The organism is Flavobacterium flevense (assembly GCF_900142775.1).
Taxonomy (GTDB): Bacteria; Bacteroidota; Bacteroidia; order Flavobacteriales; family Flavobacteriaceae; genus Flavobacterium; species Flavobacterium flevense.
Map to the genome: position 1 here is coordinate 1 of NZ_FRCC01000017.1, position 25,499 is coordinate 25,499.

The following is a 25,499-nucleotide window of genomic DNA, read 5'->3' on the forward strand; positions in this document are numbered from 1 at the left end:
AAGGTTTTTTATTAGAAAAGCACAAAAAAACCAAGCCAATATCAACAACAATAGCTAAAACAAAGCTTCTCGATACAATTTTAAACAATAAAGCTTTCGCATTATCATTTAAAATCACTCGAAGCGACAAACAAAACTTTACTTAAACAACTGCAACCCTAGCCCCGATAGTAGCGGCATCCTCTAGTCTCGTCCCTAAGACGAGACTAGAGATATAGCCGATAGCGGGAAAGAGCTACTAAAAAAAAAGCTCCCACTTATAATGTGAGAGCTTGTTGTAATTTAGCTTTTAGGCTTGGAAGATAATTTAGTATCCCAGTATTCATTTAATTTATCAATGTCTATAGGAACAGCAGCGGGCTGATTTTGCAATCTTCCGGTTTCAAAGGCTTCTTTAAGGATATTTTCTATCAAATAATCTTCATTGGATTCAAAAGGGGTATACTTAGATTTCAAATTAATATCAAAAACACTTGCTGTCGTGTTAGACCAGAAGGCTTTCCAACCGCTTTTTAATGTTTTTATGAGTTCATACGTAGTTTTGCCTGTTTGCCTGTCAATTAATCTAACTAAAATACGTCCCTGGCTTCGGGATAATTTTTTAAGTCGGGCTTCAAACTCATTTGTAAGATAGTCTTCTACTATTTTAAAATACTTTTTCTTTTCCCTTTCAGAGGTAAGTCGTTCCATTCCTTTGTTCAAATTAGTCAATCTGTCTGCTGCCAGTTTTGCATAAGGATAGGTTCTGTAAACTCTGCTTTGCAAAATCAAAAATTGCTTTTTAGCTTCAGGATCCTGTTTGTCTTTTGCAACTATAATTTCAGGTAATTTTATAGTATCATTTAATGTACTATCTTTTTCTGTCAAGACATACCCCATTGCATTTGGATCATAAGGCGTTTCTACCTGACTATAACCAGATAATGACAATAATAAAAAGAATATTAAAATATAGATGGATTTCATAAAGACAATATTTTGATGTAAAATTATACATTATATACACAACTGTAATACCAAATTTATAATTTAGCAAAAAAATATTTTTATGAGCATAAAATCAATACTAAACAACGATTCAATGGCTTTTTTAGAAAGCTACCTTAATAATGCTTCACCCACTGGTTATGAAAGTAGTGGTCAAAAGCTATGGATGGATTATCTTAAACCTTATGTAGACACCTTTATAACGGATACTTATGGAACAGCTGTGGGAATTATTAATCCTGACGCTGCTTTTAAAGTGGTTATAGAAGGACACGCTGACGAAATTTCCTGGTATGTTAATTACATTACCGAAGACGGTTTAATATACGTGATCAGAAACGGAGGCTCTGATCACCAGATAGCACCTTCAAAACGTGTCAACATTCATACTAAAAACGGTATTGTAAAAGGTGTTTTTGGCTGGCCGGCAATTCATACCCGAAACAGAGACAAGGAAGAAAACCCAAAAATCAGTAATATCTTTATTGATTTAGGTTGTGAAACGAAAGAACAGGTTGAAAAATTGGGTGTTCATGTAGGCTGTGTGATTACTTATCCTGACGAATTTATGGTTTTAAACGAAAACAAATTTGTTTGCCGTGCTATAGATAACCGTATGGGAGGATTTATGATTGCCGAAGTAGCCAGACTTTTACACGAAAACAAAGTAAAACTGCCTTTTGGGCTTTATATTACTAATGCCGTTCAGGAAGAAGTAGGCTTGCGTGGTGCCGAAATGATTACTCAAACCATCAAGCCAAACGTAGCCATTATTACTGATGTATGCCACGACTCTACTACTCCAATGATTGATAAAAAAATTGAGGGAGAAACAAAAATAGGTAGTGGCCCGGTTATTACCTATGCTCCTGCTGTACAAAATAATTTAAGAGACTTAATTGTAACTACTGCCGAAGAGAAAAAAATTCCTTTTCAACGTTTAGCTTCTTCCAGAGTAACAGGAACAGATACCGATGCTTTTGCTTACAGCAATGGCGGTGTAGCTTCGGCATTGATATCGCTTCCGCTGCGTTATATGCACACTACTGTTGAGATGGTTCACAAAGAAGATGTAGAAAATGTGATCAAATTGATTTATGAAACTATACTTAAAATAGAAAACAACGAAACTTTTTCTTATTTTAAATAATATTTTCAGGAACTATTCTGATAGCTATCGGGACCTGCTCCCGAGGCTTCGGGACGCTATATCTCTTGTCTTAGCTATCGCACAACAAGAGGATTTCTTCCGAAACTTCGGAACTATCAGGGCTAAAAAAAATCCGTCTTGTTCAATACAAGACGGATTTGATTTTTAAAAGCTTTTCGAAAATTATTTTACACTTTCCAAATAAGCTAAAACATTTTTTTCTATTCTTTCATTGATGTTCGAAATATCTGCTTTTACAAATTTTTCTCCAATGATATTCTCGTATAATTCAATATATCTTTCAGAAACTGTTTCAATATATGCCTCCGTCATTTCCGGAATTTGCTGTCCTTCTTTACCCTGAAACCCATTTTCAATCAACCAACGACGTACAAATTCTTTAGACAATTGCTTTTGTTCTTCGCCTTTATCCTGTCTTTCCTGATATCCTTCAGAATAAAAATATCGAGAAGAATCCGGAGTATGAATTTCGTCAATTAAAACAATTTCACCTTCTTTAGTTTTTCCAAATTCATATTTGGTATCCACTAAAATTAATCCGCGACTGGCAGCAATTTCAGTACCTCTTTTAAACAAAGCTCTGGTATATTTTTCTAAAATAACATAATCTTCTTCACTTACAATTCCTTTAGAAAGAATTTCTTCTCTGGAAATATCGGCATCATGTTCCCCGTTATCTGCTTTAGTTGTCGGAGTTATAATAGGCTCTAAAAATTTATCATTTTCATTTAAACCTTCTGCCATCGTTACACCACAAATGGTTCTTTTTCCTGCAGCATATTCGCGGGAAGCGTGTCCTGACAAATAACCGCGAATAACCATTTCTACCTTAAACGGATCACATAAATGACCTACAGCAACACTTGGATCCGGAGTAGCAATCAACCAGTTTGGAACAATATCCTGAGTTAATTCCATGAATTTAGTAGCGATTTGGTTCAGAATTTGTCCTTTATACGGAATCCCTTTTGGTAAAACCACATCAAAAGCCGAAAGCCTGTCGGTTGCCACCATTACTAATAAATTGTCATTGATATTATAAACTTCTCTTACTTTTCCTCTGTAAACCGATTTTTGACCTGGAAAATTAAAATTAGTGGTAGTGATTGTATTGCTCATTTAGATAGGTATTGCGTTGATTTTATAAGAATGCAAATTTAGGATTATTTTAGACAGAAAAACAAAGAAAGTATTCTATATCACAAAAATTATGGAACACAGATTAAACGGATAAAACAGATTAGCACCGATCTTTTTACATCTTTGTGTTCTTGCTTAACTTTTACTATTCTTTGCGGTTAAAATTTTTAAAACAAATTAAAATATTTCTGTTTACAAATTATCTGTGAAAATCTGTGAAATCTGCGATTGAAACCTATTTTTATTCCGTTTCCAGACTTAACTTGTTTAGCAATTTTTCTACCAGATAACTTGCAACTCCGTCTTTATGATTGTTAGAAATCACTTCAAGATGGGATAATTTATTTTTTAAACTATCAGGAGCATTTCCCATTATTAAACCTTTAGCAGTAGTGATCAGCATTTTTTCATCATTATAGCCGTCCCCAAAAGAAATGGACTGATGAAACTCATACCCTTCTATTTCAAGAATACGGGCAATAGCGACACTTTTATCAACTGATTTATCCATAAACTCCAGACAATGCGGCAAACTAAAAGCATGACTGAAAACATCAGGATGCTTTTCCAGAATTGTTTCTCTTAATTCAAGTAGTTTTCCGTGGCTCTCGTGAGTAAAAAATATTTTAATCACATCAAAATCGGTCACTTCTTTATAATTCACTAATTCAGGAACGTAATTCAGTTCGGTTTGAAATTCCAGTAATTTATCATTGTGTTTGTTCGTTTGCCAGACATTTTCTTTAAAAAGAACCGTAGTATATTCAGCCGGAATATCCATCTCCAGCACTGATTTTACGGCTTCGGCTACCATATTAGTGGAAAACAGTAATTCTTTTTTGGGACAATGAATTCGGGCACCATTCGAAGTAACCAAATAAATAGGAAAACCTAAAGTTTCAATTATAGGCATGGCATCCAGGTGATGACGCCCGGTGGCCACAATGATTAAATAATTCTGATTGTGTAATTCTCTAAAAATTTCTTTAGTATATTCTGAAATTCGGTGGTCGCTGTTAAGTAATGTTCCGTCTAAATCACTTATAATTACTTTTATATCTTCTTTTATCATATTCGCTTACGCTCTAATTCATTGCAAAAATATTGAAAATACAGGGAAAGCACAGCAAATAATTGTTGAAATAACAGCAAATTAACGTATTGCTAATTTCACTTTTACTTAAAAACCGAATACCTGATAATTCTCCCAAATAATCGATAACCCAGAAAATTACGAAGTACACTTAGTGCATTGGCATCAAAACCAATCGTATTGCGTTTGAATTTTTTAGGTGGATTCTCGGCAATTTTTAAGATTTTCTCGATGATAGCTTGTTTTAAGTCGGTATTTTTCCTGGTTTTGCCTTCAACAATACCACTTATTTTGTGCATTAATTCGTTGTAGCATTTCAACGGAGTAGTATCGCATTTACTGACGTTTTTTTGGAAATTGGAAGGTGTGTTTCCAAATTGCACCGTTGATACGCTAATATTAAAATTCATCAATTCATATGCCATACATTCTGAGAAACTCTCTACAGCATGCTTGGTAGCATGGTAAAAACTTCCTAATGGTAAGTTAACCAGACCGGCAATAGACGAAATATTAATAAAATGGCCTTTATTTTGCTCTCTAAAAACAGGTGTAAAAGCTCGGCAAACCTTGACCACTCCCAGCCAGTTGACATCAACTATATTACTGATTTCCTCATCTTCGGAGAATTCCACAAAACTCCTGTACCCTATTCCGGCGTTGTTGATAACAACGTCGATGGTTTTAAAATCTTCCAAAATTTGCTTTTTGGCTTCTGCAATACTTTCTGTAGAAGTTACATCAAGTTCATAACAATGAATATTTTCTATGTTTATTAGTTCTTTTCCTTGTCCTAAACAGAGCATTGTTGCAATTACATTCCAATTGTTTTTTGCAAAATGTAATGCTAATTCCTTTCCTATTCCTCCCGATGCTCCTGTTATGATTACGTTTTTCAATATTGGTACTATTTATTAAAAAGCTGCGACCTCAATTGAGGTCGCAGATAGAATATTTTGTTATTTATTAAGTAACTATAAAATTAAGCTTGTGGCAAAACAACAAAATTTGCTACAGACTAAAAAGGTTTTCACCGCTTTTCTTTCCTAATCACTTTGTAAAATCGCTGTAAATAAGTGAATTTAGTCCTGATTTTCAGTGTATTTGTAAGCATCAATCACTTTTTTAACTAATCGGTGTCTTACAATATCTTTGTCATCCAGATAAATAATCCCAATTCCTTCAATATCTTTCAAAACCAATAAGGCTTCTTTAAGTCCGGAAATGGTTCTTCGGGGCAAATCGACCTGTCCCGGATCACCTGTGACCATGAATTTAGCATTTTTCCCCATACGGGTTAAAAACATTTTCATTTGCGAATGCGTTGTATTTTGTGCTTCATCCAGAATTACAAAGGCATTATCTAAAGTTCGTCCTCGCATGAAAGCTAAGGGTGCAATCTGAATAATTCCTTTGGCAATATAATCTTCTAATTTTTCATTGGGAATCATATCGCGCAAAGCATCATAAAGCGGTTGCATGTAAGGATCCAGTTTTTCTTTCATATCACCCGGAAGAAATCCTAAGTTCTCCCCTGCTTCTACTGCCGGACGTGTCAGAATAATACGCTTGACTTGTTTTTCTTTCAACGCTTTTACCGCCATAGCCACACCGGTATAGGTTTTACCCGTTCCGGCTGGTCCTACTGCAAACACCATGTCATTTTTATTAATAGTATCTACCAGTATTTGTTGGTTAGGAGTCATGGCTTTTATCATTTTGCCTCCTACTCCGTGCACTAAAATTTTGTCATTTGGACTCATGCGTTTTTCGTCCTGTGCATCTCCTAAAATCACACGCTCAATAACATTATCATCAATATTATTGTATCGGGTAAAATGAAGCATTAATCTTTGAAAACGCCTTTCGAACTCGTCCAGAATGTCTTTTTCTCCAAATGCTTTTAAAGTTGTCCCTCTGGCAACTATTTTTAATTTTGGATAGTATTTTTTAATGGTTTCAAGATGAGTGTCTTGAGCACCCCAAAACTCTTTTGGAGCGATGTCTATGAGCTCGATAATTCTTTCGTTCAAAGGGTATAGTTTTATAATATTACTAAATCGATTAAAAATCTAATCCACTGTGCAAATACACTTGGGTTTTATTTGGTTAATATTTAGAATTTGTTTTTGCTTTTTTGCTTTTTTGAATTTACTATTATTAGCTTTGCATTTCTCAAATTTAATGAAAATTAAGTTTAGATTTCACCAATAGTTATAAACAAAAATATGTCAATAATTACCCTTACTACCGATTACGGCTTGAAAGATCACTTTGTAGGTGCATTGAAAGGGAAAATTTTATCAGAATACCCGGAAGCTCAGATTATTGATATTTCACATGACATAGATCCATTTAACACCGTAGAAGCCAGCTACATTATCAGTGCTGCTTATGCCAGTTTTCCTAAAGGAACGGTTCATCTTATTGGGGTTGACATGGAATTAAACAAAGAAAATCTTCATATTGTAATGCAATGGAACGATTCCTATTTTATTGCTGCCGATAATGGAATATTAAGTATGCTTTCGCAAAAGATAGTTCCGCAAAAGATTGTAGCTATCAATATTCACGACCGTTTACCCAGCGATGCTTCGGGACTGGATGTGTTTGTAACCGTGGCTTGTCATATTGCCAGAGGCGGTTTGCTGAACGTAATTGGGCGGGAAATCAACTCAGTTAAGGAAGTCACTGAAATGAAAGCGGTAATCACAACTGATACTATAAAAGGTCACGTGATTTACATTGATCATTTTGGGAATGTGGTGACTAATATTACTAAAAAACAATTTCTGGAAGTGGCAAAAGGCAGACCTTATGAAATCCAGATGAAGACCAAAAATATCAAAACCATTTTGCCTAATTATTCGGCAATTGCTATTTCAGATAAATATCCAATTAAGAATTACGAAGGTGAAAAACTCGCTATTTTCAACGAAGCGGGTTATCTGGAAATTGCTATTTTCAGAAGTAATCCGTCTAAAATTGGTTCTGCAAGCAGTTTATTGGGACTCAATTATCGCGATGCCGTTACTATTGAATTTAAGAATTAAGATTTTCAAATAACCCAATTAACAAATACACGAATTACTATATATGAAAGCCTTATTATTACGTGAAATTAAATCCTTTTTTGGTTCGCCGATAGGTTATTTAGTGATCGCCATTTTTCTAATCATCAACGGATTATTTCTGTGGGTTTTTGAAGGCGATTACAACATCCTGAATTCGGGTTTTGCTGATATGACTCCTTTTTTCAGCCTGGCTCCGTGGATTTTTATTTTCTTAATTCCGGCAGTAACCATGCGTTCTTTTTCTGACGAAAGAAAACAAGGAACACTTGAATTATTATTAACTAAACCACTATCTATCTGGCAAATAGCAAACGGGAAATTTCTTGGAGCTGTAGTATTAATTATTATCGCCATCATTCCCACCTTTATTTACGTTGCCGTAATTTCTGACTTAGGAATGCCCGAAGGTAATATCGATATGGGAAGCACTATTGGCTCTTATTTTGGACTTTTATTCTTAATTGGTGCCTACACTGCTATCGGAATTTTCACTTCTACCCTTTCTGACAATCAGATTGTAGCTTTTATTCTGGCGGTCTTTTTATGTTTCTTTTTCTATTTTGGATTCGAAGGTTTTTCCTCTCTGATTCCTTCTTTTTCTTCATTTATTTCGGTTTTAGGAATGCAAAATCATTTTAAAAGTATGAGCCGCGGTGTGATTGATACCCGTGATATTCTTTACTTCGTAAGCCTTATGGTGGCTTTTCTTTCGTTTACTGTTTACCAACTTAAATCTTTTAAACTGTAATGAAAGCGACTAAAAAAAGAAATCTTAAATCAGTACTGATTACCATTGCAATTCTTTTATTGATCAACCTTGTAGGGAATTCGTTTTTTTATCGGTTTGATTTAACTAAGGATCATCGGTATACATTATCCGAAACTTCATTAAACATTATTGAACAGGTACAGGAACCACTTTCGATAAAAATTTATATGGAAGGCGATTTGCCTGCTGAATTCAAAAGATTACAACAGGAAACCCGAGAATTACTGGAAGAATTTCAGGCTTATAATTCGAATATAAATTTCGAATTTGTCAATCCTTTAGAAAACGAAGAAGCCAGCATGGACAATATAAAAACTTTGTATATGAAAGGCCTGACTCCTGTAAACATTACCGTTGATGATAAAGGAAAGCAATCTCAGGCTATGGTTTTTCCGTGGGCAATTGCAGTTTACCACAATAAAGAAGTGAATATCCCGCTGTTAAAAAATATCATGGGCGCTTCTACTACCGAAAAAGTAATTGGGTCAGTACAGCATTTAGAATATTCGATTGCTGATGCTTTGAATAAAGTAACCAAAGAAAAACAAAAAAAGATCGCGGTTATCAAAGGAAACGGAGAAATTCAGGATGTTTTTATTGCTAAATTTTTACTGCAAGTAAAAGAAAGCTACCACATTGGTCCATTCACTTTGGATTCTGTTGCTAAAAGTCCTGTTCCGAGTTTAGAAGCTTTAAAAAAATACGACTTGGCTATCATTGCCAAACCAACTCAGGCTTTCACCGATGCCGAAAAACAAGTCTTGGATCAGTTTATTATAAACGGAGGAAAAACAATTTGGTTACTGGATCAGGTTGCTGTAGAAATGGATAGTTTATACAATGCTTCAGGAGCTACATTTGCTTTTCCAAGAGATTTGAATTTAAACGATATGTTCTTTAAGTACGGAATCAGAATCAATCCTGATATTGTAAAAGATGAACAGGGAAGTCCAATAAAACTGGCGACTGGCGAACAAGGAAGCGCTACGCAATACCAAACATTCAACTGGAAATTTGCACCACTGGTTTATCCGGAGAGCCAGCATCCGATTGTAAAAAATCTGGGTGGGATTAAATTTGATTTTGCCAATCCGATTGACACTCTGAAAAACGGAATCAAAAAAACGGTTTTACTACAATCCTCTCAATATTCTAAAAAAGTGGGAACACCGGCCGAAATCAATCTGAATATCGTAGCCGAAGAAACCAGCCCGAATCATTACATTAATACCGGATACATGCCAATGGCAGTTTTACTCGAAGGTAACTTCAAGTCGGTATTTCAAAACCGGGTTTTAGCTTTCGATCAAAATAATTTTGAAGCTACAGGAAAGAGCGCTAAAATGATTGTCATTTCAGATGGTGATGTCATCAAAAATCAACTGGATAAAAATTACGAACCTGTAGAATTAGGTTTTGATCAACGCTCCGGAAATTTATATGATAACAAAGATTTTCTGCTCAATTGCGTCAATTATTTATTGGATGATACGGGACTTATTAACATTCGATCTAAGGATTTAGATTTGCCTTTATTGGATAAAGAGAAAGTTTATGAAAATTATACCCGAACACAAGTCTTAACTATCGGGCTTCCAATCCTAATTTTAGGGATTTTTGGAGTTGCATTTGGCTTTCTGAGAAAACGCAAATACAGTCGATAGATGTTAATAAAAATTTTTCAAAACTAGATTTGTTTACGATATATTTGTAGAAATGTATCTTTTACTAATTTTAAAAAAAGATACTTAAAAAATAAGACAAAACAGCTGAAATCGCCCTGTTTTCAAACAAGAATAATGGCGGTACCAAATTCCAATAAAAAACAAATATAATCTTCATATGAAATTTATAGTATCGAGTTCGTACTTATTAAAGCAATTACAAGTTTTAGGAAGTGTTATCAACAGCAGCAATACGTTGCCTATTCTGGACAACTTCTTATTTGAATTAGACAATAACGAATTAACCGTTTCTGCTTCTGATTTAGAAACAACCATGTCTGCTACTTTAGCCATCGATTCTACTAGCCAGGGAAGTGTTGCTGTACAGGCAAAATTGCTTTTGGAAATCCTAAAAACATTTCCGGAACAACCTTTGACTTTTACAGTTGAAGAAAATAACACGATAGAAATTAGTTCTAATTCAGGAAAATATGCTTTAGCCTATGCTCCGGGAGAAGAATTTCCTAAAGCCGTAAACTTAGAGGAACCATCAGTAACCTTAGTTCCTGCTGATGTATTAGCCACTGCGGTAAGTAAAACTATTTTTGCTGCCGGAAATGATGATTTGCGTCCGGTAATGTCAGGAGTATTTTTTCAGTTTTCTCCGCAAGGTTTGACTTTTGTAGCAACAGATGCTCATAAATTAGTTAAATATGCCCGTACAGATGTTACTGCTTCTCAGGTAGCTGATTTTATCATGCCTAAAAAACCATTGACTATTTTAAAAAATATTCTGTCCACATCAGATGCTGAAGTAAAAATTGAATACAATGATTCGAATGCTACTTTTTCTTTCGATAATTATGTTTTAATGTGTCGCCTGATTGACGGAAAATATCCAAACTATGAGGCGGTAATACCAAAAGAGAATCCAAACAAATTAATGATTGACCGCGCTCAGTTTTTGAGTTCTGTACGTCGTGTGGCGATTTTCTCTAACAAAACTACGCATCAGATTCGTTTGAAAATTGCAGGTGCTGAATTGAATGTTTCTGCTGAAGATATTGATTATTCTAATAAAGCAGAAGAAAGACTGACTTGTGATTATCAGGGAGACGATATGCAAATAGGATACAATTCCCGTTTTCTGACTGAAATGCTGACTAACTTACAATCAGACATGATCATGCTTGAAATGTCATTGCCTAACCGTGCCGGAATATTAACTCCTGTAGACGGATTAGAAGACGGCGAAACAGTAACGATGCTTGTTATGCCAGTTATGCTGAATAGTTAAGAATATTGCATTTTTTTTAGGATAAAATTTTTGATATTCAATTTTTATACTTACTATTGCACTATTAACCAACCATTTTTTATATTTAAAAAAACCGCGAATCCATTAGGTAAGCGGTTTTTTTTTTTGATTATTAGCCAAAGAATAACAAATTGTTTAAGAATACATTTTTTATAAATCACACTTCTTAAAAGTCTGATTTGAGAAATTTAATCTCAAATACATCAATATTAAAAAGCATTCGTGAATTCGTGGCTGAAAATTTAAATAATCTCCATTTTTTTCATTAAGAAAGTAGCGCTTTTGTTGCGGCACACTCCTGCCCTTAGTTTGTAATCAAAGTACAATTCGTCGTCTTTTATTTCCACCTCAAAGCAATTATTAGTTAAAACAGCCGGATAATCATTAGTAGTTAAGCAAACTTCAATATCGTGTGTTGCAATGGCGCCAATTGCTTTTTTAGTAATTACTTTTTTCAGTACTTCGATGGTACCGTTTCGTTTATCATCTGAATTTGTTCCTCTTAAAATTTCGTCCAGTAAAACAAATGCCGGCTGTTGTTCTAAAGCATCCATAATTTGCTTCAAGCGTTTGATTTCGGCAAAAAAGTAGGATTCACTATCCGATAAAGAATCCGATAATCGCATGGATACTAAAACCGGCAAAGGATGCACATGAGCCTCAGTGGCACAAACTACTGATCCCATTCCTGCCAAAACCATATTTATCCCTAAGCTTCGTAAAAACGTACTTTTCCCGGACATATTTGATCCTGTCAAAATCATAAACGATTGTGGATGAAAATACAGCTCATTCCCTACTCTGGTTTCCGGATTTAGCAAAGGATGACTGAGATCAGAAAAATTAATTTTATAATCAGTATTCAATTCCGGGAACACAAAATCAGGATTATTATAAGAGAAATTAGCTAAACTATTCAATTTTTCGAATTCGCCAATTACAATTAACCAATCTTCAAGAGCTTCAGCATGTTCTTTTTTCCATTGTAATAATGCTTTTAAAACATGGATATTAAACAAGAATGTTCCATTGAATAAAGTGGCCGTAAATAAATTGGCAATAGCATCATTTCTGGAAAATAATTCGGATAATTTTTTCAAGTGAATACTGGCGTTTTCGGTTTTGAATTTTAGTTTTTGCTGCAAATCCAAAAGCCTTTTAGATACAAATTGCTCTGTTTCTATTTTCTCCAGCAACATGCCATATTGTCCAATTAATTTATCAATATTATCTGAATTAGCTATTTCTAATTGAATTCGTTTAAAAAAGCGACCCAGAACCATTAAATTCAAAACAAACAAATAGGACAAACAACTCAGTAAAAAAAGATTAGAAGTAAGCAAATAACTTATAAAAATTACAACAAAAAACAACGGACTTGCATACGAAAAAAACACCAGCCATTTAGGCAAAGACTCACTATTAAAAGTACTCCATTGCAATAATGTCTTATAACTGGATTCGCTATCATTAGTTACTTTGGCGAAAGCCAAAAACTCCTGACGCCAGTCTAATTTTTGACTCAATTCGGCAATAGCTTCTTGATTAGACAGAATTTCATCATTGTCCGATTTATGCAATAAGGTAGTTGCTAATGTTTTTTTTCCTATAAAAGTGGCGCTTCGATTAAGATGCTGAAACAAAGAATGATTGCCAAAAATATCCAAATCATACGCATACGGATGCTGAAAATCCTGAAATTCTTCTCCGTTTTCAAAAGGAATTGTTTTTCTTTCGAGAAAACTAATTTCATCAGTATTAATGGCTAATAAGGCTTGGTTAATTTTGCGTTTGAACTGCAATTTCGAATGAATTCGCATCAATATAATGAAAGATGCAAAAAATAATCCCGCTAAAAAAAGTAAAGCAATTGCTGAATTTTGAAAATAATAATACAACAAAACTATAAACAGAATAATGCTCAGCAGCCTCAGCAAACTGACGGTATTGTACTTTGTATTGATTTTGCTTAATTCGGTGGTAAAAAAATCGGCTTTGGACTTGTAACTATTCATAATGTATCAAATGAAATACAAATATAAACCAAGCTCAGTCTCTAATTAGCCAATTTTAAATTTAATCTGTAAATTATTTGATAGGAATTGCTAAAATAGGAATATCAAATTGTGCCGCATAATCCTGCGTAAGACTGTGGTGAAATAAATTTTCGAAAAAATTTCGCTTGTAAGTCAGCATCGTCAAAATAGAAATTTGTTTAAACAGAATAAAATCCATAATGCTTTCTTTTACCTCATCACTGTAAATAACACTAAATTCTACAGGTTCATCGGCAAATTCTGCTTCCCATTCTTTCATTGTTTCTTTCTTCACATCCGAATAACTGGTTTTGACATATACCAGTTTGACTTTAGCTTTCATTTTTTTTGCAATTTCCAGTACTTCTCTCAACGCCGCTTTGTCTTTAGGTCTGTATCGGGTGGTGAAAGCAATATTTTTAACCGATTTATAGTGTGATTGTACAGGAATACTTAGCACCGGAATAGAAACATCCGAAATAACATCGGTAGTGTGGGTTCCCAAAAACAATTTAGACCAGCCCGAAGCTCCTTCGGTTCCCATAACAATATAATCAATACGGTCTTCCTGAATGGTTTTTTCAATATTATGTAATAAACCTCCGTCCATCAATCGATGGGTCATTTTAATAGCACCTAAATTGCGTTTTTGTGCAATGGCATGAAGTTTAGGCAATTCATCTTTAAACATTTCAAACTGACTCAATTCTACTGATTCGTATATAATCATGTAGTTTTCAGGAAAATACTGGTTATCAAACACCGGCAAATCAAAAGTATGCAACAATACTAACTCACCGTCAATACTATTGGCAAACTCTAAAGCATGTACAAATGCATTGGTTGCCGCTTCAGAAAAATCGGTAGGAAATAAGATGCGTTTCATTTTAAATGACTTTTAAAAGTAAACATTCAGTAACAGAATAAAGATACGATTTTAACGCTTTAATTCCCAAAAAATTGTGGTTTTATATTTGTTGTTTCTACAATACTTGGGTAGATTTAGTACCTTTACAGCCAATAATTAAGAAAATGCTAAACAACGATTCTATAGTAGCACTGGCAACAGCTTCCGGTGCAGGCGCCATAGCAATTATCCGTATTTCAGGTCAGGATGCGATAGTGATTGCCAATTCGGTATTTAAATCCGTCAAAAACAAAGATCTGACTAAACAAAAAACACATAGTTTACATTTAGGACATATTGTTGACGACAATAAAACGCTGGATCAGGTATTAGTTTCTGTTTTTAAAGGTTCAAATTCTTATACTGGCGAAAATACCGTTGAAATTTCCTGTCATGGCTCTACTTATATCCAGCAGCAAATTATTCAGTTATTGCTTCGAAAAGGCTGTCGCATGGCCGATGCAGGAGAATTTACACTGAGAGCTTTCTTAAACGGAAAACTCGATTTATCACAAGCCGAAGCCGTAGCCGATTTAATTGCGTCTGATAATGAAGCGTCACACCAAATTGCAATGCAGCAAATGCGCGGTGGATTTTCGAATGAAATTGCTAAACTGAGAGAGGAATTATTAAATTTTGCTTCTTTAATCGAATTAGAATTAGACTTTGCCGAAGAAGATGTAGAGTTTGCCGACAGAACCCAATTTAACGAACTGATTAACCGAATCGAGTTTGTACTGAAACGTTTAGTAGATTCTTTTGCGATAGGAAACGTCATCAAAAACGGAATTCCTGTGGCCATTGTGGGTGAACCAAACGTAGGGAAATCAACTCTTCTGAATGCTTTGCTGAATGAAGAACGCGCCATTGTTTCGGACATTGCTGGGACAACACGCGATACCATCGAAGACGAATTAGTTATTGGCGGAATTGGTTTTAGATTCATCGATACTGCCGGAATTCGCGAAACTAAAGATTATGTAGAAAGCATTGGAATCAAGAAGACTTTCGAAAAAATGGAACAGGCACAAGTAGTTCTTTATTTAGTTGACAGTTATGAGTTGTCGGTGGTGAGCCTGGAAGCATTAAAAATTGAGATTGAAAAAGTTAAAAACCAATTTCCCTTAAAACCACTTTTGATTGTCATCAATAAAATGGATTTACTTTCAGAAGAAAAGATTAAATTAATTGAAACACAACTCACAACTGATAACACCCAACTCCAATTCATTTCCGCTAAAAACAAAATAGGAATTGATGATTTAAAAAATGAACTCTTATCTTTTGTTAACACAGGTGCTTTACGTAATAACGAGACAATTGTTACTAATACGCGTCATTATGACTCCTTACTAAAAGCCTTAGACGAAATACAAAAAGTAAAATACGGTCTGGAAACTAATCTTTCCAGTGACCTGATGGCATTAGATATCCGTGAAGCCTTATACCACTTCGGAACCATCACAGGGCAGGTTACAAACGACGAATTACTGGGGAATATTTTTGCTAATTTTTGTATCGGGAAGTAAAAGTACTTTACTTAAGTTTCTTTAACTTTCTAATAGCTTACTACCATTGATTTAGATGTATTTTAACTTTCTTATATTAATTCAATCAGAATCAATTGTTTTTACAAAATTAATATAAATACCCATCCCTTTTAAACTATGCAATTAGTTAAAGATTATTTGTGAATTTCATAAATATCCCTACTACTGTAAAAATTAATTCAAGTTTCCTTTACTTTCTTTTACTTTCTCTTCCAAAACACTTCAACATTTCTTACATTTACCGCTAAACATAAGAACGCTACATGAAGTTCAACGAAGATTCAAGAGTAAAAATACCTGCATTATTGCATTTAATAAGGTTAGGTTATCAATATATTCCACTTAAAGAACAAATTCGAATAGAAGAAAACAACATATTTTCTTCTATTTTTATTACTAAAATTTGTGAAATCAATAATATTTCAGAAGCAGAAGCTTTAAGAATATTAGACGAGATTAATCTCGAATTGGATTATGAAGACTTGGGTAAAAAATTCTATGAACGACTTACTTCAACCTCTGGAATTAAATTAATTGATTTTGATAAATTTGAAAACAATAGTTTTCATATCACAACTGAATTGACCTGCAAATCAGGTGACGAAGAATTTAGACCCGATATTACGGTTTTAATTAATGGAATGCCATTAGCTTTTATTGAAGTAAAAAAACCGCATAACAAGCAAGGTGTCATTGATGAACGCAATCGAATAAATACTCGGTTTAAAAACAAACACTTCAGACGATTTGCTAATATTTCCCAGTTATTAGTTTTTTCTAATAATATGGAATATGAAGATGGGATTGTCGAGCCCATTTTTGGTGCTTTTTATGCCACTCCTTCTTACGATCAGGTCCATTTTAATTATTTCAGGGAAGACCGAGATTATCCCGTAAAACAACATTTAGAAAGTATTCCCGAAAATTTGGAAAATGCATTATTGAAAGATAATAACCTGATGGTTATCAAACATTCTCCTGAATACATAACCAATAAGCAAGACAATACACCAACTAACAGAATCCTTACTTCTCTGTTCAGTAAGGAACGATTACAATTTATTTTAAAATATGCTATTGCTTATGTCGAGGAAGAAAACGCGGGTAAAATTTCACATCAGAAGCACATCATGCGTTATCCGCAGTTGTTTGCAACGCAAGCCATAGCCACAAAATTAGATCAGGGACAAAACAAAGGTATTATCTGGCATACGCAAGGTTCTGGTAAAACAGCTCTGGCTTATTACAACGTAAAGCACCTAACAAATTACTTTGCCAAAAAACAAATCATACCTAAGTTCTACTTTATTGTGGATCGTATCGATTTGATGATTCAAGCTACTAGCGAATTTACCAATAGAGGTTTACAGGTAAAGCAAGTTAATTCAAAACAAGATTTTATTACTGATTTAAAGGTTGTGGGCGCTATTCATAATGACAGCGGTGTTCCTGAAATTACAGTAGTCAATATTCAAAAATTTTCAGAAGATGCTACGGCTATCACAAACCTGGCTTATGACATCAACATACAACGAGTTTACTTTTTAGACGAAGCCCATCGAAGCTATAATCCGAAAGGAAATTATTTGGCCAATTTGATTAACTCCGATCGAAATGCGGTAATCATTGCTTTGACCGGAACACCATTATTAAAAGAAGTTGCCAAGGAATACGATTCAAAAATGTTGTTTGGTAATTATTTTCACAAATATTACTACAACATGTCTATCGCAGACGGTTATACTTTACGCCTGATACGGGAGCAAATTGAAGGTAACTTCAAGATGCAGATGAAAGAAGTAATGGATGAAATTAAGATTTTGCAAGGCGATATCAGTACAAGAGCGATCTATGCACATCCTAAATTTTCCCAACCTCTGTTAGATTATATCACTAAAGATTTAATCAAATTCAGGCATGATAACCAAGACCACTCTTTAGGTGGTTTGGTCGTTTGCGATTCAGCAGATCAAGCCAAAGAATTATTTAGTTTGTTCCAGGAAAAATATGGTGTACAAGAAACTGATGCCAGTATATTAATGGCTGCCGAACCTCCTGCCAAATATGGATTGAAAGAGGAGCCTCAATTGACCGCCGCCCTAATTTTACATGATGAGAACGACAAATATATTCGTAAAGAACTAATTAAAGCGTATAAAAAATCCAAAGTAGATATTTTATTCGTTTACAATATGTTACTGACTGGTTTTGATGCCAAACGTTTGAAAAAATTGTATTTAGCGCGTGTCATTCAGGATCATAATTTATTGCAAACCCTAACCCGTGTCAATCGTCCTTATAAACACTACCAATATGGTTACGTCGTTGATTTTGCTGACATTTCTAAAGCTTTTGACCGTACCAACAAATTGTATTTTGATGAATTACAAGAACAATTGGGAGATGAAATGGAAATGTATTCCTACTTATTCAAAACCGAAGAAGAAATTCAACAGGAGATCAAAGAAATAAAAGAAACCTTATTTCACTATGAAACCCAAAATAGGGAATTATTTTCACGGCAGATTGAACAGATTACTGATAAAACAGAGTTAGTTCGTTTAATAAAAGTCTTACGAACCGCAAAAGAATTAAAAAATATCATTGCCCTAAATGGTTATGATGCATTAGATGGTATTGCCGATTTTGACATTTGGAATCGATTGTTATTAGAAGCGCAAAATCGTTTAAATAATTTAAACTTTGTGGAAAGCATTGGTAATGAAGAGACTTCAAGAAACTTAATTAACACTGCACTTGAAGACATTATTTTTGAATTTATAAAAGTTGATGAGAGTGAATTGGTTTTGGCAGATGAATTCAAAAACATCTTACGCAAGACCAGAGAATCACTGCAAAATAATTTTGACCAATACGATCCACAATTCGTAAGTTTGCGCGAAGAGCTGGAACGCATTTTCAAAAAGAAAAATTTGAGCGAAGTGACCCAAGCCGATATGATTGAAAACATGCATTTGTTGCAAAAAATATACGATCAGGCTAAAGAACTCAATCGGAAAAATGCTTTGTTGAAAGCAAAATATGAAAATGACGAGAAATATACCCGAATTCACAAACGCCTGAACGAAAAAGGCACGTTGAATGCCAAAGAAATGCAGTTACACAATGCCTTAATGCAAGTAAAACAACAAGTGGATGACAAGCTCGAAGGACAAGAAGACATGATTAAGAACGAAGCTTACTTTAAACGCTTCTTACTTCAGCTTGTAGTACAGGAATTTAAAAAGAAAGAACAGATCGAAATGGATCAGGACATGAAAAACAAGGTCAGCAATTTAATTGCCAACGAATATTTACAACAATTTCAATACAGATAAGAGAATATGACGCAGGATATTAACTTCATGACTAAAACCAAAGCTTTAATTGATAATTTAAAGAGTGTTTGTGCTAATTATGGTTTAGGAAATGATGGAAACGAATTTAAAATTATAACCCAGGTATTTTTATACAAATTCCTAAACGACAAATTTAGATATGCCGTAAAACAGGAAAATCCCAAATTAGCGGATTCAGAATCTTTTTCGGCTGCTTTAAAGGAACTTTCAGATGATGATTATTCTGATCTTATCGATTTACTCGATCCAAATATTCCACGATTACAGCCAGAGCACTTAATTTCCCATTTGTTTACCAAACAAAACGATGATGATTTTGCTAAATTGTTCGATGATACCTTGCGCCAAATTAGCATTGACAATGCCGAAGTTTTCTCTGTAAAATCATTTACAGGTGCAAAAGATACTTTATTTGATGAATTAAGTCAGTACATATCCGATTCTTCACAGCGTGATGCTTTTTGTAAAGCTTTAATTAATAAGTTGTTTGAGTTTAGTTTTGAAGAAATGTTCGAACAGAAATACGATTTTTTTGCTACTATTTTCGAATATTTAATTAAAGATTACAATACCGATTCAGGAGGAAAATATGCCGAATATTATACGCCTCACGCAGTTGCACGCATTATGGCACAAATACTAGTACCAGAACCAGTAAAGCAGGTAAAATGCTATGATCCAAGTGCGGGATCTGGCACATTATTAATGAGTATTGCCCACCAAATTGGAGAAGATAATTGCACTATTTATTCAGAAGATATTTCGCAGAAATCGAGTAATATGCTCCGTTTGAATTTGGTTTTGAATAACCTAACCCATTCTATCCCAAATATCATTAAAACCAATACTATTGCTTTACCTTCTTACTTAGACACCAAGTTCGATTACATCGTTTCAAACCCGCCTTTTAAATTAGATTTCTCTGATTTTCATGCTAGTTTAGATAAAGATGCTTTTAAAAAAAGATTTTTTGCAGGAATTCCTAATATTCCGAAAAGCAAAAAAGAATCGATGTCAATTTACCTTTTATTCATTCAGCACATTATGCATAGTTTGAGTGATACAGGTAAAGCAGCTATAGTTGTTCCTACAGGTTTTATTACGGCTCAAAGTGGTATCGAAAGGAAAATTAGGGAACGATTAATTGACAATGGTTGGTTACGTGGTGTAGTGAGTATGCCTAGTAACATTTTTGCCAGTACGGGCACGAATGTTTCCGTGATTTTTTTAGACAAAAAAGCAGACAGCTCAAAAATTGTTTTAATGGATGCTTCAAAACTAGGTGAAATAGTTAAAGAAAATAAAAACCAACGGACAATTTTAACCTCTTCAGAAGAAGCAAAAATTATTGAAACTTTCAATGACAAAACAGCAATTGAAGATTTATCCGTTGTCGTTTCAAAAGAAGAAATAGCAACAAAAAATTATTCGTTCTCAGCCGGACAATATTTTGAAGTAAAAATTCAATATACCGATATTTCCGCAAAAGAATTTGAGGACAAAATGAAAACTTTTGAAACCAATTTAAATGTGCTTTTCAGCGAAAGTAAAGCTTTGGAAATAGAGATTCAGAATAATATGAAAAGTATTAAAATATGAAAGAGTACTTTTTAGAGGAATTACTTCAAATTAAAAATGGTAGAGATCATAAACATTTATCTGAAGGAAACATTCCTGTTTTTGGAAGCGGAGGAATAATGCGATATGGAAATCAAGCTATTTATAACGATGAAAGTATTTTATTACCAAGAAAAGGAAGTTTAACTAATATTCAATTTGTTAATAAACCATTTTGGACTGTCGATACAATTTATTACACCGTTATTAATAAAGAAAAAGCAAATCCTTTATATCTATATCATTATTTAAAGCAGTTAGATTTAAGTTACTTAAATTCTGGAACTGGTGTTCCAAGTATGACTTTTGGTGCGTATTATCAAGTTAAAGTAAATTTACCATCATTAGATATTCAAAAAAAAATCGCCAAAGTCCTTTCTGATTTAGAAGCTAAAATAGAAGTCAATAACCGCATCAATAACGAGCTGGAAGCAATCGCAAAAACACTCTATGACTATTGGTTTGTTCAGTTTGATTTTCCTGACTCAAATGGGAAACCGTATAAAAATTCTGGAGGAAAAATGGTTTGGAATGAAGAGTTGAAAAGGGAGATTCCTGAGAATTGGAAAGTAAAAATTGTTGATGATTTATTAGCAAAAGAATTGACAACTACAAAAATCCCTTCATCTGAAATATTAGAAGAAGGATTAATTCCTGTTGTAGACCAAAGTACAAATTATATAAAAGGATTTACTAATGATAAAACCGCATTAATTAAAGCTGAAAAAGCTAGAATTGTTTTCGGTGATCACACCAGAATATTAAAGTTAATTAATTTTGATTTTGCACGTGGAGCTGATGGAACACAAGTATTATTATCTAACAATGAAAAAATGCCTCAACACTTATTTTATCATTGTTTATTAAAAATTGATTTGTCTAATTATGGTTATGCAAGACATTTTAAATTTTTAAAAGACTCTACTATAATAGTTCCAAGTAAAAAAATAGCTATTCAATTTGAAAAACTTGTTTCTAGTTTTTATGGCAAGATAAAAGCTAATATTTTTCAAAACCAAGAACTAGCTTCACTTCGTGATTGGTTATTACCCATGTTGATGAATGGACAGGTTACGGTGGGTGGCTATGAGGTTGAAGATGATAATGAGTTGGGGATGGTTGCGGAGAGTTCAGGTAATTACCAATTGAACCTTACAGATAAAGAAAAAAAGATTCGTCGAAAAATGTTGGCTACTTATATTATCAACCAATCATTAAATGATATTTCTTTTGGAAAAACAAAGTTTGAAAAGTTACTTCATCTCATAGAATGTCACATCGTAAAAGGAGATTATAATCAAAGGTATTCCATTCAAGCAGCTGGTCCGTATGATGGCGGTTTTACAAAAGTATTTTGGAATGAAGTTACAAAGGCTAAATGGTTTAAAATCGTGGAATTTGGTATGCTTAAACGTATTATGCCTGCCGAAAATCATTCAAAATCATTAGCTGATTATGGCTATTTATCAGATGATTTAAAATTGATGATTAATGATTTTATTGGTGAATTTAAAAATACTAATTATGAACGCCCTGAGATTGTTTCAACTTTATATGCCGTTTGGAACAATCGTATAATCCGTAATGAAATAATTACAGATGAATTACTAAAGAAAGATTTTCTAGAATGGGATACACAGAAAGCTAGATATAAAGATCGATTAGATAAAGCTTTAGAATGGATGCGTGAAAATGCAATTATTCCAGATGGTTGGGGAAATGAGATTAGAAGAGCAAAGAAATAAAAACAATTATATGAATTTTTGGAAATTAGGTTGTAGATGGGGAAAGAAAACTGAAGGGAAACCTTTATTTTTTGATCTTTTAATTAAGGAAAACATAGTAATTAGTTGGGATCATTTAGATTTTGGTAAAGATTCAATTATTTTATTAACGGATGGTTTTACTCCGCTCGGAATCGCAAGAACTTTATCTACAAAACGTCCTATACAGGAATTAATAGATAAAGAAACTTACTTTAAAGAAAAACAGATTTATTTTGAAGAAGGACTTGTATATTACAATGCCTCTATAATACCAATAAAAAAACCAACATTTACCTACGATGCTCAGCAGGGAATTATTAGAATATCTAATACAACAACTGTTAAACATATAACATCATTTATGGATTCTCTAAATCAAAAAACACAAATAGAATCATATAAAAAAATACTGGAATATAAAAAACAAGTCATCTTACAAGGTCCTCCTGGTACTGGTAAAACTAAATTGGCGAAAGAAATTGCCAAAGAGATGCTGGGGCTTTCTGATATAAAAGGTATAGAAAATAACGATCAATTCAAACTTATTCAATTTCATCCTAGTTACACCTACGAAGATTTTGTGCGTGGAGTAGTCGCGAAACCTAATCCTGAAGGTGAAGGAATTATATATGAAGCTGAAAATAAAATACTGGCAAAATTTGCAAAAGAAGCATTAGAAAATTACAAAGATTCTCAAAAAGATATTGAGAGCAAAGAGAGAGTTATAATAAAAACTAAATTAGAAAGGTTTATTGATCATATTCAAAATATATTAGATGGAGATGAAAGTGATGCAAAAGAAAGTCACCCAAATAAATATATGCTAACTGATAATGTCTACATTTTTGAATCAGATGATAAGAGGTTCAAATATAAAGGAGACAATTGGCTATCTCATCCAAAAGGTCTTAATATGAAATATTCTGAAATTGAAAAAATTATTGCTTCTAATGTAAAAGAAAGATCAGATATAAAAAAAATATCAGGACTTGATTCACTTACCAAATCCCACGCAACTTATTTTAAAGAGATTATAGACAAATACGATGATTTTATAAAAACAGAAAAAGTTTCAGATAAGAGCATTGAACAAAAACAGATTTTGAAAAATCATGTGCTAATCATTGACGAAATCAATCGTGCTAATTTATCATCTGTTTTAGGAGAATTGATTTACGCACTGGAATATCGTGGAAAATCGGTAGAATCAATTTACGCAGTAGAAGAAAATAACGAACTTATACTTCCTCCCAATCTTTACATTATAGGAACTATGAATACTGCTGATCGTAGTGTGGGACATATTGATTATGCTATCAGGAGACGTTTTGCTTTTGTAGATGTATTACCAAAAGATTTATCCGAAGAAGAGGAAATTACATTTGATTCTAAATTATTTAATTCGGTTCAAGAGTTGTTTACAACTGATAATTATAAAACTCATTCGAATCATTTATCAACGGATTTTGACCCAAAAGAAGTAGCATTGGGGCATTCCTATTTTATTGATAAAACAGATGAAGGAGGTTCAATGTCAATAAGACTAGAATATGAAATAAAACCTATTTTAAGAGAATATGTAAAAGACGGAATTTTAAAAGAAACTGTTAAAGCAGAAATTGAAAAACTAACAGCGAGTATCTAGTTTATGCTTCAAATTTCTGAACATTTCGAATTTTACAACAGAAACCATTTATCTACTTTTAAAGAAGTAACTAATTGGGAGAACTATTATATTGATTCAGTTAAGGAAGATCGTATTGATTTTTTAAATGATAAAGATCGTAATTGTGTTATTGTTAGTTTGCTAAAGCAAGACCAAAGTGAAGTTTATACTTGCAACATTCAATCCTCTTATTACATAGGTTTAGATAGATTCCCAAAGTTAAATCTAAATGTATATGTAGAGCCAAAACTAAATGATGCAACAATAAAATTAGATTACATTTCAATGCTTTTGGAGGCCTTGAAAGCACCTGAAAATTTCAAGCATTTAGATGGATTGATTGAAACAAAATTAAAGGAAGATTGGATTGAGATTAAAAGTGATCTTAAACCCATTTTGACTCCCTTTTTGATAGCACAGTTTCTTTCTGTAGTTAAAGATTTGGTTAAAAAAGGATTGAAGAAATCGTATTATACCGTACAGGAAAATTTGAATTCTAGAGTAAAGGGGAAAATACTAGTTGGTCAACAAATTAAACAAAACCTATTAAAAAATCGATTAACAAAAACAATTTGTCAATATCAAGAATTTGGTTTTGATACAGAAGCCAATCAATTTTTAAAGTATGTCCTTTCAGTGATTCCAAATTTATTAACTGATTTCAATCAGGAAAAGCAATTTGGACAGTTACAAGAGGTATTGCATTACTGTAACGGTGGATTTTATCAAGTAAGTAATAGAGATTTTGAAAAATTAAAATACAAAGAGAACAATACTTTTTATCGAAATTACAATCAAGCCATAAAGCTTGGCAATCAAATCCTGGCATTACAGGATTATAATATTTCTTGTCAGAATCAACAAGAAACTACTAAACATCCTCCTTTCTGGATAGACATGAGTAAATTGTTTGAACTCTATGTTTTCAAACAACTAAAACAACAGTTTCCTGAAGAAGGACAGGTCAAATATCATGAAAAACGTAATCGTCAAGAATTGGATTTTATTATCAATACACCAAATATTAAAGCTGTTGTTGATGCCAAATACAAACCAAGATATTCAAGTGGAAATCCATCTATGGATGATGCAAGACAGTTATCTGGTTACACAAGGTTAAATAGTGTTTATCGAGAGCTAGGAATTACTGATAATACAATCATTCCTGCCTATTTCATTTATCCTGCTAATCTTCAAACAAATACTTTAGATGATCTTGAAAACATAGAAATGGATTTATTAGAAGAGATTACTTTTGATTCAAAAATAATATTAGAATCTGACTTACGAAAATCATCTACATATCGTGAAATGTTTTTACAAGAGCTAAAATTACCAACTAACTTAATTTAAAAAATGCGGAGAATAATCACTATATCTAA

Annotated in this window: 18 protein-coding genes; 11 read left to right on the forward strand and 7 right to left on the reverse strand. The window is 33.2% G+C overall.

Annotated features, from left to right (window positions below; all coding sequences use genetic code 11):
* Nucleotides 1-282: 282 nt before the first annotated feature.
* Complete coding sequence (locus BUB89_RS17070) at nt 283-966, reverse strand: DUF4294 domain-containing protein (protein ID WP_073247329.1); 684 nt, start codon at nt 964-966, stop codon at nt 283-285.
* Between the two features lie 82 nt (nt 967-1,048).
* Between BUB89_RS17070 and BUB89_RS17075 the strand changes: the two genes are divergently transcribed.
* A complete protein-coding gene (locus BUB89_RS17075; protein ID WP_073247331.1) occupies nt 1,049-2,137 on the forward strand; it encodes a M42 family metallopeptidase in 1,089 nt (362 codons plus the stop codon).
* A 183-nt stretch (nt 2,138-2,320) separates the two neighbouring features.
* On the opposite strand, the gene BUB89_RS17080 is transcribed toward BUB89_RS17075, so the two are convergent.
* The 4 genes from BUB89_RS17080 to BUB89_RS17095 all read right to left on the reverse strand — a co-directional run bounded on the left by BUB89_RS17080 (nt 2,321) and on the right by BUB89_RS17095 (nt 6,424).
* Nucleotides 2,321-3,277, reverse strand: coding sequence for a phosphoribosylaminoimidazolesuccinocarboxamide synthase (locus BUB89_RS17080; protein WP_073247333.1), 957 nt, complete (start codon nt 3,275-3,277; stop codon nt 2,321-2,323).
* Between the two features lie 262 nt (nt 3,278-3,539).
* Complete coding sequence (locus tag BUB89_RS17085) at nt 3,540-4,370, reverse strand: Cof-type HAD-IIB family hydrolase (RefSeq protein ID WP_073247334.1); 831 nt, start codon at nt 4,368-4,370, stop codon at nt 3,540-3,542.
* Between the two features lie 104 nt (nt 4,371-4,474).
* Nucleotides 4,475-5,290: an SDR family NAD(P)-dependent oxidoreductase gene (locus BUB89_RS17090; protein WP_073247336.1), complete on the reverse strand. Its 816-nt coding sequence runs from the start codon at nt 5,288-5,290 to the stop codon at nt 4,475-4,477.
* A gap of 183 nt (nt 5,291-5,473) precedes the next feature.
* Entirely contained in the window at nt 5,474-6,424 is a 951-nt protein-coding gene (locus BUB89_RS17095; RefSeq protein WP_073247338.1) for a PhoH family protein, read from the reverse strand.
* A 195-nt stretch (nt 6,425-6,619) separates the two neighbouring features.
* On the opposite strand from BUB89_RS17095, the gene BUB89_RS17100 reads away from it, so the two are divergent.
* The 4 genes from BUB89_RS17100 (at nt 6,620) to dnaN (ending at nt 11,195) form a co-directional block, all read left to right on the forward strand.
* Nucleotides 6,620-7,444 (forward strand): SAM hydrolase/SAM-dependent halogenase family protein, encoded by an 825-nt coding sequence (locus BUB89_RS17100; protein ID WP_073247341.1) that lies wholly within the window; start codon nt 6,620-6,622, stop codon nt 7,442-7,444.
* A 43-nt stretch (nt 7,445-7,487) separates the two neighbouring features.
* Nucleotides 7,488-8,213 carry a gliding motility-associated ABC transporter permease subunit GldF gene (gene gldF, locus BUB89_RS17105; RefSeq protein ID WP_073247343.1) on the forward strand — a complete coding sequence of 242 codons (726 nt, stop codon included), beginning with the start codon at nt 7,488-7,490 and terminating at the stop codon, nt 8,211-8,213.
* Nucleotides 8,213-9,898: a gliding motility-associated ABC transporter substrate-binding protein GldG gene (gldG, locus tag BUB89_RS17110; protein ID WP_073247346.1), complete on the forward strand. Its 1,686-nt coding sequence runs from the start codon at nt 8,213-8,215 to the stop codon at nt 9,896-9,898. Before gldF ends, gldG begins: the two co-directional genes overlap by 1 nt.
* Nucleotides 9,899-10,076: 178 nt before the next feature.
* Nucleotides 10,077-11,195: a DNA polymerase III subunit beta gene (gene dnaN / locus BUB89_RS17115; RefSeq protein WP_073247348.1), complete on the forward strand. Its 1,119-nt coding sequence runs from the start codon at nt 10,077-10,079 to the stop codon at nt 11,193-11,195.
* 263 nt (nt 11,196-11,458) lie between these two features.
* On the opposite strand, the gene BUB89_RS17120 is transcribed toward dnaN, so the two are convergent.
* The gene (locus tag BUB89_RS17120; RefSeq protein ID WP_073247350.1) at nt 11,459-13,231 is read right to left on the reverse strand and encodes a MutS-related protein; all 1,773 of its coding nucleotides are present in this window, start codon (nt 13,229-13,231) and stop codon (nt 11,459-11,461) included.
* A 73-nt stretch (nt 13,232-13,304) separates the two neighbouring features.
* Nucleotides 13,305-14,138, reverse strand: coding sequence for a universal stress protein (locus BUB89_RS17125; RefSeq protein ID WP_073247352.1), 834 nt, complete (start codon nt 14,136-14,138; stop codon nt 13,305-13,307).
* A gap of 146 nt (nt 14,139-14,284) precedes the next feature.
* Between BUB89_RS17125 and mnmE the strand changes: the two genes are divergently transcribed.
* The 6 genes from mnmE (at nt 14,285) to BUB89_RS17155 (ending at nt 25,470) form a co-directional block, all read left to right on the forward strand.
* Nucleotides 14,285-15,688 carry a tRNA uridine-5-carboxymethylaminomethyl(34) synthesis GTPase MnmE gene (gene mnmE, locus BUB89_RS17130; RefSeq protein ID WP_073247355.1) on the forward strand — a complete coding sequence of 468 codons (1,404 nt, stop codon included), beginning with the start codon at nt 14,285-14,287 and terminating at the stop codon, nt 15,686-15,688.
* A 284-nt stretch (nt 15,689-15,972) separates the two neighbouring features.
* Nucleotides 15,973-19,047: a type I restriction endonuclease gene (locus BUB89_RS17135; RefSeq protein WP_073247356.1), complete on the forward strand. Its 3,075-nt coding sequence runs from the start codon at nt 15,973-15,975 to the stop codon at nt 19,045-19,047.
* Between the two features lie 6 nt (nt 19,048-19,053).
* Nucleotides 19,054-20,667: an HsdM family class I SAM-dependent methyltransferase gene (locus tag BUB89_RS17140; protein WP_073247358.1), complete on the forward strand. Its 1,614-nt coding sequence runs from the start codon at nt 19,054-19,056 to the stop codon at nt 20,665-20,667.
* A complete protein-coding gene (locus BUB89_RS18035) occupies nt 20,664-22,430 on the forward strand; it encodes a restriction endonuclease subunit S (RefSeq protein WP_073247360.1) in 1,767 nt (588 codons plus the stop codon). Before BUB89_RS17140 ends, BUB89_RS18035 begins: the two co-directional genes overlap by 4 nt.
* Nucleotides 22,405-24,096: an McrB family protein gene (locus BUB89_RS17150; protein WP_234982690.1), complete on the forward strand. Its 1,692-nt coding sequence runs from the start codon at nt 22,405-22,407 to the stop codon at nt 24,094-24,096. Before BUB89_RS18035 ends, BUB89_RS17150 begins: the two co-directional genes overlap by 26 nt.
* 3 nt (nt 24,097-24,099) lie before the next feature.
* Entirely contained in the window at nt 24,100-25,470 is a 1,371-nt protein-coding gene (locus tag BUB89_RS17155) for a 5-methylcytosine restriction system specificity protein McrC (protein ID WP_073247362.1), read from the forward strand.
* The last annotated feature ends 29 nt before the right edge of the window (nt 25,471-25,499 follow it).